Raw genomic sequence first — 11,189 nt, 5'->3', positions numbered from 1 at the left:
AAGGCTAAAACATCTTTGGAAAATTGCTCTAAACTATAATCACCGCCGACGGCCCCTACAAATTTTCCATTTTTATAAATAGGCATTGTATAAGTTAATGCAGAAACTCCATCTGTTGCAGATTTATATGGCCCATAAACAACAGTTTTGGTTGCGCCATGTGCTGACTGATACCATCCAGCATTTTGTAAATTGAAAGATTTAGAATCCAATATTTTTCTATCTGACAAAAGAACTCTTCCAGAATTTTCAAAACCTAAAAAAACAAGTTTAAAACCAAAAGCTTCTTTGAAAGATTCTAACAAAGCGAAAAGTTGCTCATCGTCTCCTTTATCTAATCTTTTTTCAACTTCTTTAGCCAAAACCTCCATTGCAACTCGTCTGCTTTTTCCATAATTATCAAATGTCATTGCAACATCTTCTACGGTTTTTAGCTGAGTGCTTTTAAGTAATTCAAAAGTGTTATTTTTAGATTCAAAATAGCTAATAGTACTTGTGATAGCTAATATAATAACTATCAAAACACCTACATAAAAAGTTAATTTTAACGATACGCCAAAAGATTTTGTTTTTTCCATAAATACTCCTATTTAATTATCGATCTTTTTTTAGTATTATACAATAAATATAGAAACTATTTTTTAATAAAATAATCTCCATCAAAACTTATTAAAGAATATTGCCTCTCATTTCCTATACTTTCAACAAGCTCTTCAATGCTTAAAAAAGTTAAAGAATCAGCTTCAACATGTTTTCTTACTTCTTCAATATTTTTATTAGCGCTAATTAATTCTTCAAAGGTTGGGGTATCTATACCATAAATATCTGGAAATTTAATTTCTGGGCAAGCAACAGCTAAGTGAATTTTGCTAGCTCCTGCAGCACGAAGCAAAGAAACTATTTTTTTAGAAGTAGTTCCACGAACTATACTATCATCAATCACTACAATTTCTTTACCCTCTAAAACTTTACGCATAGGATTGAGTTTTAATTTGACTTTTAAATTTCTTAGCTCTTGAGTAGGCTCTATAAAAGTTCTTCCTACATAATGATTTCTTACTATGGCCATTTCAAGAGGGATTTTTAAATATTGAGCAAAACCTATAGCAGCACTCACTCCGCTATCTGGAACAGGTACAACAAAATCGGCTTTGTGAGGAAATTTTTTGGCTAAAGTTTCACCCATTTTTTTACGAATTTCATAAACACTCTTGCCTTCTATAATACTATCAGGTCTTGCAAAATAAACATATTCAAAAGCACAAATTCTAGGACTTTTTGTTTCTAAAATTATACTTTCAAATTGATCATTGCCTTGGGTAAAAATGATTAACTCTCCAGGTTTAACATCGCGTATAAATTCAGCTTCTATTAAATCAAAAGCACAGGTTTCACTCGCAACTATATAACCTCCATCTTTTAATCTTCCTAAAGATAAAGGACGAACTCCATAAGGATCTCTTGCTACATAAAGTTTATCTTTGCTTGCTAGAACAAAACAATAAGCTCCTAAGCAACTTTTTAAACTTTCAATAAATTTGTCTTTTAAGTTTTCTTTTTTGCTCCTAGCGATTAAATGAACAACATTTTCAGTATCCATATGGGTTTGAAAAATCGCTCCATCTTGGATTAATTGATTTCTAATTTCTTCTTTATTGACTAAATTTCCATTGTGTGCTAAGGCGATATCTCCTAAGGCACAATTTGCCGCAATAGGTTGCGCATCGTCTAAGCTAGAATTACCCGCTGTAGAGTAGCGATTGTGCCCTATAGCGATTTCTCCTTGTAAGGTTTGTAAATTTTGAGGATTGAAAATTTGACTCACCTCTCCTTTAGCTTTAATCGTTTTGATATTTTTACCATTACTAACACTGATTCCACTTGCTTCTTGCCCACGATGCTGCATAGCAAATAATGCATAATATGCATAAGTGCTCGCATTTTTTGAATTGATAACTCCAACAACTGCACACATATTAAATTCCTAAAAAATCATTGATTGAATATAATTTTGGATTTTGCTTTTGAAGCCAAATTGCGATCTTAATAGCACCCCTAGCAAAGGTTGCTCTTGAGGTTGCAACGTGACTTAATTCTAAAAATTCTCCATTTTCATAAAATCCCACAGTATGACGACCCACTATATCACCACCCCTTAAACTCATAACCGCTATTTCATTTTTATTTCTTTCGCCTATGATGCCATCTCTTGCACTAACTCTGACTTTTTCAAGATCTAAATTTCTAGCCTTTGCTGCATTTTGCGCTAAAGTCATAGCTGTTCCACTTGGCGCATCTTTTTTATGGCGATGATGCATTTCAACAATTTCAATATCAAAATTTTCAAGCATAGCACTTGCTTTACTCACAAGATGATTTAAAACCGCAACACCTAAAGACATATTAGTCGCGTAAAATATTGGCATTGCTTTACTTAAATCATGCATTAAATCCATTGTTTTTGCATCAAGTCCCGTTGTTCCTATCACTAAAGGTTTAGAATTCATTTTTGCAAAATTTAAAAGTTCGCAAGTACCTTTTGGTGAAGAAAAGTCGATAATCACTTCACTTTTCTTAAAAAGTTCATCAATATCATCGCCCTTATCATAAAGCATCGCTGCTTTTGCATTATTTTCATCCACTAAGCATTCTTGAATTTGTTTTCCCATACGACCTTTGGCGCCGTAAATTCCTATATTGATCATACTAATTACCTTTTAAATAAATGTTTATTTTATCATTTGTTCCATAAATTTCCACATAATCACTGTTTTTTCAATTTAACTAAATTTTCCAACAATCTTTTTTCCTCTCCAATCCCTTTACTTTCATAAAATTTTAAATTTTTACTTAAATATTTTTGCTCAATCCAACCTCCAAAATCATGAGGATAAAGATAATTTTTCCTTTCAGGATGGTTGTTATTAAGGTAGTTTGGAATATCTAAAGCCTCGTTATTTTTAACAAAGTCTAAAGCTTTATTGATAGCCTTATAACTTGAATTTGATTTTAAAGCACTTGCTAAATAAACCACACACTGACTCAAAATAATGCGTGCTTCTGGATAACCTATATTTTTTACTGCTATAAGTGCAGAAGTAGCAAGATTAAGTGCATTTGGATCTGCATTTCCTATATCTTCACTTGCAAAAATAATTAAACGCCTAGCTAAAAAATCAGCACTCTCTCCTGCATCAATCAATCTTGCAAGGTAATAAAGCGCCGCATCCACATCGCTCCCGCGTAAGCTTTTAATCATAGCACTAGCTAAAATATAATGCGTGTCTTTTTGGCTAACCCCTTCACTATTGACACCATTTCTAAGTTTTTTTAAATTATTTAAATTGATATTTTTAGGATCTAAAACCAATGCAAATTCAAGTAAATTTAACATAGATCTTGCATCGGCACTTTTAACTAAAAAATCCTTAGCCTCATCATCGATATCAAAACCGAGTTTTTCTTGAACTTTTTTTAATAAAATCTCTAAATCTTTAGCCTTTAATGTTTTAAACTCAAAAAGCATAGAACGACTTCTAATGCCAGAACAAAGCACAAAATAAGGGTTTTCAGTACTTGCACCTATGATAATACAACGATAATTTTCCATAGGAATGAGTAACATTTCTTGCTGAGTTTTATTAAGACGATGAATTTCATCGATAAAAATTAAAGGCTTATAAAGGCTATTTTTATATCGATCAAGTATGTTTCTAAGCTCTTCAAGCTTAAAATTTCCCCCATCAAATTCATAAAAATCCAATCCAAAATCTTTTGCTATCGCCCTTGCAAAAGTTGTTTTTCCGCATCCTGCCACACCATAAAATAAACTATGAGGCAGTTTTTGCATAGTGATAAATTTTTTAAATATTTCAACAAGGTCTTTTTGACCTATAATTTCATCTAATTTTTTAGGACGAAATTCTAACGCTAAACTCATCAGTTTAAATCTATGTGAGAAAATTTATTATCATTAATCTTAAGTTGAGGATTTGAAAGATTATCATAGGATAAATTCATAATAAATAAATCGTTATTTTTAATAAAATACTGATTTAATCCTCCAAAAAATTGTCCCCAAGAAAATAATTTATCCGGTTCTTCTGTGCTAGAAATTTGAATATTAGCTTTATCATTTTTGTCCGATATAAAAACATTACCATCAATATCTATATTTTGATTGTCTTTATAAAGAGTTAAATCAATAATATCAAATTTTAATCCTTCTTTGGCAATAAAATTGATATCAAATTTATCATAAGAATTTCTAACTATTTCATCCCAAATAATATCAAAATCAATTTTATCAAAATTCAAATTTTGATAAAGTTTTGAATTCATATCAAGAACAATATCATCTGCTTTACCTTGAAAATGAACTTTTAATTTATCCTTACCTTGAAAATGAAATGTATTTTTGCTATAAAATGAAACTATTTTATTGTTATTAAACGCAAAAGAGTGAAATTGTAATTCTTCAACACCCTCTTTAGGTTGCAATAAATCACTCAAAGGCACAGGATGATTAAAATGTTGCTTATAGTTGAAATTTTGCATAGAAAGTTTTGAGTAAAATTGTGCAAATTGTGCTTCATCCACCTTAAAACAAATGTCTTTAGCTTGCATATTTTTATTTGTTGAAATGGAAACGGAAGCATTTTTTAACAAAGTATCCCCGCCTTCATTGCTTAAATTAATATCTTGAAATTTAAGTCTTAGATTGAAACCTTTTTGTTCGCTTGTTATTATAAAATTAGCCAATTCTTTATCTTTTAAATATTGATCTAAAAAATAAAAAGGATTGCTTAAATTTCCTTGTGCAATATATTTTGAAAAATAGTTGTTGTTAAAAATTATATTGATTTTAGTTTCAAAATTTAAATTGAATTTGTCTTTTATAATAAAATCTGCTTTAGAGTGCAAAAAGCCTTTTTTGAAATTTAAATCCGTAATTTCATAATGAGAATTTTTATTATTTGTAAGATTATTTAAAATATTTTCATTTATATAGCCCATGTAAAAAATATGAATAATAAATACAAACCCTATTATAATAGGAATTATTAGCCATTTTTTCAAAATATCTTTCCTTGATAAATTTCAATAGCTATTTTACAAATTCCTTGTTAAAAAAAGTTTAAAAATGTTAAAAAAGAGTTTTATTTTGTTTGACAAAGCAAACAAAATAATTTTTAATAGGCTTTTTTATAGCATTGAATTTCTATTTTTCTAGCCACAGGAATAGCTGGAGCATTTGGAGAAATTGGCATACCATAGAAAATTTTACTTTCTAAAAAATCACCTTGTTTTAAATCCTTAAAGGTTCCCTCTTTGTCGGTACCAAAAATTCCGCAATCATCCATTTCAATTTCTGTATTTGGTAAAACTTTAATCGCTATTTGTCCGCCATAAACAGAATCGATGAGCAAAGTTTTATTGTTATCATAAACTTGAGCAATAGTGCCTTCGAGCTTAACACTGTCGGCTAAAAGAATAGTACTTGACAAACAAGCTGCTAAAAAGAACATTTTTTTCATAAATATTTTCTCCTTTTTTGTTTGATTTCTTGAAATGATAAAAAAATAAAGTGAAGTGAATGTGAAGTTTTAACCAAAAACACAGAATAATTTTATTAAAATATAAAATATGCTAAAATTATAATATAGTTTTTTATCTGCGCAAACTTTAACAAATAGAAATTTAATTATTTAATTTTATTATCGCGATGCTAAAAAACATTTTTAATTATTATATATAATAAATTGGAGAAACTATGCACAAAAAGCATTCTTTACCTGAATTAACCTTTAGAGGGCTTTTATTAGGAAGTATTTTAACCATTATCTTTACAGCCTCAAATGTATATTTAGGGCTTAAGGTAGGACTTACTTTTTCATCCTCAATCCCTGCTGTTGTTATTTCCATGGCTGTTTTAAGCTTGTTTAAAAATTCAAATATTTTAGAAAATAACATGGTTCAAACTCAAGCATCCGCAGCTGGTACTCTTTCTTCAGTTATTTTTGTTATACCTGGACTTTTTATATGTGGGTATTGGAGTGAATTTCCTCTTTGGCAAACTTTTATGATTTGTTTATGTGGTGGAGGTTTAGGAGTTCTTTTTACCATACCTTTAAGAAGAGCTATGGTCGTAGAAAGCAAACTTACTTATCCAGAAGGTAGGGCAGCAGCTGAAATTTTAAAAATGGCCAATAGAGATCAAGAAATAAAAAAGGGTAAAAAAGGTGTTAAAGAAATTGCTTTAGGTGGAGTTATTGCGGCCACTTATAGTCTTTTTAGTAGTGGTTTTAAATTGATCGCAAGTGAAAGTAGCTTTGCTTTTATATGGAATAAAATGGCCTTTGGATTTTCCATGGGCTATTCTTTAGCGCTTTTAGGTGCGGGTTATCTTGTTGGATTAGCAGGAGCTATAGCACTTTTAGTTGGGATGTTTTTAGCTTGGGGTGTTTTTACCCCTTATCTTTCAAGCTTTGAATTTGATGGGGTTAAAAATGCAGCGGAACTTGCTTCAGAAGTTTGGAGTAGTAAAGTTAGACTTATAGGCACTGGAGCCATTGCTATAGCTGCACTTTGGACTTTGATAGAACTTTTAAAACCTGTATTTGATGGAATTAAAGAAATTATTCGCAATGTTAAAAATCCACATGCAAATAATAGTGATTCAAGAAATACGGATTTATCAATAAAAAATATTTTTATACTTTTTTTATTGATGGTTGTAGGACTTTTTATCACATTTTATAATTTTGTTAGCGATGCGCATTTAAATGTATTTTACCACTTACTTTTTGCGGTAGCTGGGACTTTAATCGCAGTATTGATAGGCTTTTTTGTAGCAGCAGCTTGTGGATACATGGCTGGTCTTGTGGGATCATCTTCAAGCCCTATTTCAGGTATAGGATTAATCGGGATTATTGCATCTTCGATTATCTTTTTACTTTTAGGAACAGAGCTTTTTAAAGATCCAATCCTTTCAAATTTTGCTATTGCTTTAGCTATTTTTACTACAAGTGTTATTTTAGCAACTGCAGCAATTTCTAATGATAATTTGCAAGATTTAAAAACAGGATATTTAGTGGGTGCAACTCCTTGGAAACAACAAGTTTCTTTACTTGTAGGTTGTGTTTTTGGTGCTTTAGCCATCGTTCCTGTTTTAAATTTGCTTTATCAAGCTTATGGCTTTGTTGGCGCAATGCCAAGAGCTAATATGGATGCTTCTTTAGCTTTAAATGCACCACAAGCTAATTTAATGAGTACAATTGCTAAAGGAATATTTAATCACAATATAGAATGGAATTACATTCTTTTTGGCGTGGGTGTAGGTGTGATCATTGTTATCATCGATAAAATTTTAAAAAAGATGGGTAAAATGTCTTTACCGCCTTTAGCTGTAGGGATTGGTATATACTTGCCACCTGATGTTAATATACCATTGATTATCGGGGGAATTTTAAAATATTGCGTGATGAATTATCTAAAAAGAAAATATGAAAACAATTCCAAAAAAGAAGAAAAAATAGCTTCATGTGAGCAAAATGGAATTTTATTTGCTTCGGGATTAATTGTTGGAGAAAGTATCTTTGGTGTGATTATTGCGGCTATTACAGTTTTTTCAGTTAGCATAGGTGGAGATGAAAATATTTTGGCTTTAAATTTCAAAAATTTTCATAATAGTACATTATTTGCCTTTATATTTTTTATAGCTGCGATATTGTATTTTATTAAAAGAATTGTCAAAAAATAGATTTTAGGTTATTTATGGAAAATTTTTACGCTTTAATATTAGGGATTATTGAAGGATTAACCGAATTTTTGCCTGTCTCCTCAACGGGTCATATGATTTTAGGTGGAACGATTTTGGGGCTTAAAATGGATGATTTTTGGAGAAGTTTTTTAATCATTATACAACTAGGATCCATTTTAGCCGTTGTTTTTGTTTTTTGGAAACGCTTGTTCCAAGGATTTGATATTTGGTTTAAATTAGCGGCTGGTTTTTTTCCTACCGGTCTTATTGGACTTTTTGCTGAAAAATATTTGAAAGAATTATTTAATGGTTATATTGTGGTTAGCATGCTAATCATTGGTGGGATCATATTTATCATTATCGAAAGATATCATAAAAATAAAATCTATAAGATTAACTCACTGGATGAAATAACTTATAAAAAAGCATTTTGTATAGGGATTATCCAAGCTTTAGCGATTATCCCTGGAACCTCAAGAAGCGGATCGAGTATCATTGGTGGATTATTGCTAGGTTTAAATCGCAAAAGTGCGGCAGAATTTAGCTTTTTATTAGCTGTTCCAACGATGATTATAGCGACTTTGTATAAAATTTATAAAGAACCAAATTTGCTTGGCGATGCCAATTCTTTAATCCCTTTATCAATAGGATTTATCACGGCTTTTATAGTTGCTGTTTTTGTTATAAAGTTTTTCTTAAAATTTATAACAAAATTTGATTTTATCCCTTTTGGAATTTATAGAATTATTTTAGGAATTTTGTTTTTCTATCTATATTATAGTGGAATTTTAAATCCAGGAGATCAATTTTAAATTCAGATATTATTTTAAAATCATTTAATAAAACTAATTTTTAAAAAAAATTAAGGCAGACAAAGATAAAATTATAAATTTAAATTAAAACTCGCAGAGTTAGCGAGCTTAAAGGTGAAAATTAATATGGAAAAAGAAATTATTGCGTTTTTAGATACTGAAAAAATAGTCGATTTACAAAGCGTTCAATCTAAAAATAACTTGAAAGAAATTTATTTTGATAATTCTAAAGAAAGTTTAGAAGTAATACGCCATTCTTGCGCACATTTAATGGCACAAGCGATTAAAATTTTATATCCTGAGGCTAAATTTTTTGTTGGCCCTGTGATAGAAGATGGCTTTTATTATGATTTTCGCGTTGACTCTAAAATCAATGAAGAAGATTTAGTAAAAATAGAAAAAAAGATGAAAGAACTTGCCGAATCTAAAATTGAAATTGGCAAATATGAAATAAGCAAACAAGAAGCTTTGCAAAAATTCCAAAATGATGATTTAAAACAAGAAGTCTTGCTTCGCATTCCTGATGGGCAAGTGAGTATTTATACTCAAGGTGATTTTGAAGATTTATGCCGAGGTCCTCATGTACCAAACACAAAATTTTTACGTTTTTTCAAACTCACTCGAGTTGCTGGAGCTTATTTAGGCGGCGATGAAAAAAGAGAAATGCTAACACGTATCTATGGAACTGCGTTTGCCGATAAAGAAAGCTTAAAAGAATACTTAACAATCATTGAAGAAGCTAAAAAAAGAGATCATAGAAAATTAGGCACAGAATTAAAACTTTTCACTTTTGATGATGAAATAGGCGGCGGTTTACCTATTTGGTTAAGTAATGGTGCAAGACTTAGAAGTAAGCTAGAACAAATGCTTTATAGAGCTCATCGAATTCGCGGATATGAACCTGTAAGAGGACCTGAACTTTTAAAAGCAGATGCATGGAAAATCAGCGGACATTATGACAACTATAAAGAAAATATGTATTTTACACAAATTGATGAGCAAGAATACGGCATTAAGCCGATGAATTGCGTTGGACATATAAAAGTTTATCAAAGTGATGTAAGAAGTTATCGTGATCTACCTTTAAAATTTTTTGAATACGGCGTTGTGCATAGACATGAAAAAAGTGGAGTTTTGCACGGACTTTTAAGGGTGCGTGAATTCACTCAAGATGATGCGCATATTTTTTGTATGCCAAGTCAAATCAAAGATCAAGTGTCAGAAATTTTAAATTTTGTTGATGGATTGATGAAATTTTTTAATTTCTCTTATGAGATGGAAATTTCTACTAGACCTCAAAAAGCTATAGGAGATCTTGAAATTTGGGAAACAGCAACCAATGCTTTAAAAGAAGCCTTAGATGAAAAAGGTTTCAAATATGGTATTGATGAAGGTGGTGGAGCTTTTTATGGGCCAAAAATTGATATCAAAATCACCGATGCTTTAAAAAGAAAATGGCAATGTGGCACCATACAAGTAGATTTTAATTTGCCAAATCGTTTCAAACTCGAATACACCGATACCAACAATGAAAAAAAACAACCTGTCATGCTTCATCGTGCTATTTTGGGTTCTTTTGAAAGATTTATAGGAATTTTAACAGAGCATTGCGCCGGAGAATTTCCATTTTCCATAGCTCCAACAGCAGTTGGCATCATACCAATTTCAAATAATCATATCGCTTACGCACAAGAGATTAATGATATGCTTTTAAAACTTGGAGTTGATTGCGAAATATATGATAAAAATGAAAGTTTAAATAAAAAAATCAGAATTGCAGAAAAACAAAAACTGCCAATGATTTTGGTTTTAGGCGATGAAGAATTGGAAAAACGTAGCGTTGCCTTAAGGGATAGAAGGGCTAAAGAACAAAAAAATCTTAGTTTGGATGATTTTATAACTTTAATTAAGGAGAAAATAAGTGAGGTATATTTTTGAGTAAAGAAAAAGAAGTATTGCTCAATGATGAAATAAGAGCGGATGAAATAAGATGTATAGGTGATGATGGCAAAGTTTATGGCATTATTAGCAGCGATGAAGGTTTAGAAATAGCTAATAGACTAGGGCTTGATTTGGTTATGATAGCCCCAGATGCTAAACCACCTGTATGTAAAATTATGGATTATGGAAAATTCCGTTATCAACAAGAAAAGAAACAAAAAGAAGCTAAGAAAAAACAAAAAGTTATCGATATAAAAGAAATTAAACTTTCGATTAAAATCGCTCAAAATGATATCAATTACAAAGTTAAACACGCTCTTGAATTTTTATCTCAAGGCAAACATGTAAGATTTCGCGTATTTTTAAAAGGTCGAGAAATGGCTACCCCTGAAGCAGGAATAGCCTTGCTTGAAAAAATTTGGACTATGATAGAAAATGAAGCAAATCGCGATAAAGAACCTAATTTTGAAGGTCGTTATGTCAATATGCTCGTAACACCTAAAAAATCTTAATGGGTTTTTAATTTAATACAAAAATTTAAATCAATATCAATCTAAGAAATAATTAATATTGATTTAAATAAGAAAATTAAAAAATTATATAAATTTCTAGCAATATTAAATCGGCTAAAATTGAAATAGAAATTTGATATAATCTTTTAAAATTAATTATTT

At 30.3% G+C, this 11,189-nt stretch carries 10 protein-coding genes; 4 read left to right on the top strand and 6 right to left on the bottom strand.

Going from position 1 to position 11,189, the window contains the following annotated elements:
* The 6 genes from H2279_RS06540 to H2279_RS06515 all read right to left on the bottom strand — a co-directional run.
* On the bottom strand, nt 1–578 hold a 578-nt coding region (locus H2279_RS06540; protein ID WP_337195986.1), incomplete at its 3' end, for a PDC sensor domain-containing protein.
* Between the two features lie 56 nt (nt 579–634).
* Nucleotides 635–1,975, bottom strand: a complete 1,341-nt coding sequence (gene purF, locus H2279_RS06535) for an amidophosphoribosyltransferase (protein ID WP_337195985.1) — start codon at nt 1,973–1,975, stop codon at nt 635–637.
* A gap of 1 nt (nt 1,976) precedes the next feature.
* Entirely contained in the window at nt 1,977–2,705 is a 729-nt protein-coding gene (gene dapB, locus H2279_RS06530; RefSeq protein ID WP_337195984.1) for a 4-hydroxy-tetrahydrodipicolinate reductase, read from the bottom strand.
* A gap of 59 nt (nt 2,706–2,764) precedes the next feature.
* Nucleotides 2,765–3,940, bottom strand: coding sequence for a replication-associated recombination protein A (locus H2279_RS06525; protein ID WP_337195983.1), 1,176 nt, complete (start codon nt 3,938–3,940; stop codon nt 2,765–2,767).
* Complete coding sequence (locus H2279_RS06520) at nt 3,940–5,079, bottom strand: hypothetical protein (protein ID WP_337195982.1); 1,140 nt, start codon at nt 5,077–5,079, stop codon at nt 3,940–3,942. The genes H2279_RS06525 and H2279_RS06520 overlap by 1 nt, the downstream gene beginning before the upstream one ends.
* 113 nt (nt 5,080–5,192) lie before the next feature.
* Nucleotides 5,193–5,537 carry a hypothetical protein gene (locus H2279_RS06515; protein ID WP_137624157.1) on the bottom strand — a complete coding sequence of 115 codons (345 nt, stop codon included), beginning with the start codon at nt 5,535–5,537 and terminating at the stop codon, nt 5,193–5,195.
* Between the two features lie 236 nt (nt 5,538–5,773).
* Between H2279_RS06515 and H2279_RS06510 the strand changes: the two genes are divergently transcribed.
* The 4 genes from H2279_RS06510 (at nt 5,774) to infC (ending at nt 11,027) form a co-directional block, all read left to right on the top strand.
* Nucleotides 5,774–7,762, top strand: a complete 1,989-nt coding sequence (locus tag H2279_RS06510) for an OPT family oligopeptide transporter (protein ID WP_337195981.1) — start codon at nt 5,774–5,776, stop codon at nt 7,760–7,762.
* Between the two features lie 14 nt (nt 7,763–7,776).
* Nucleotides 7,777–8,574: an undecaprenyl-diphosphate phosphatase gene (locus tag H2279_RS06505; protein ID WP_337195980.1), complete on the top strand. Its 798-nt coding sequence runs from the start codon at nt 7,777–7,779 to the stop codon at nt 8,572–8,574.
* A 126-nt stretch (nt 8,575–8,700) separates the two neighbouring features.
* Nucleotides 8,701–10,512, top strand: coding sequence for a threonine--tRNA ligase (gene thrS / locus H2279_RS06500; RefSeq protein WP_337195979.1), 1,812 nt, complete (start codon nt 8,701–8,703; stop codon nt 10,510–10,512).
* Nucleotides 10,509–11,027, top strand: a complete 519-nt coding sequence (gene infC / locus H2279_RS06495) for a translation initiation factor IF-3 (RefSeq protein WP_137624153.1) — start codon at nt 10,509–10,511, stop codon at nt 11,025–11,027. Before thrS ends, infC begins: the two co-directional genes overlap by 4 nt.
* Nucleotides 11,028–11,189: the final 162 nt, after the last annotated feature.

Source organism: Campylobacter sp. B0100352/1, from assembly GCF_020135855.1.
Lineage (GTDB): Bacteria > Campylobacterota > Campylobacteria > Campylobacterales > Campylobacteraceae > Campylobacter_D > Campylobacter_D taeniopygiae.
The sequence above is the reverse complement of the archived record's forward strand: the minus strand, read 5'-3'. Positions and strand labels throughout refer to the sequence as shown.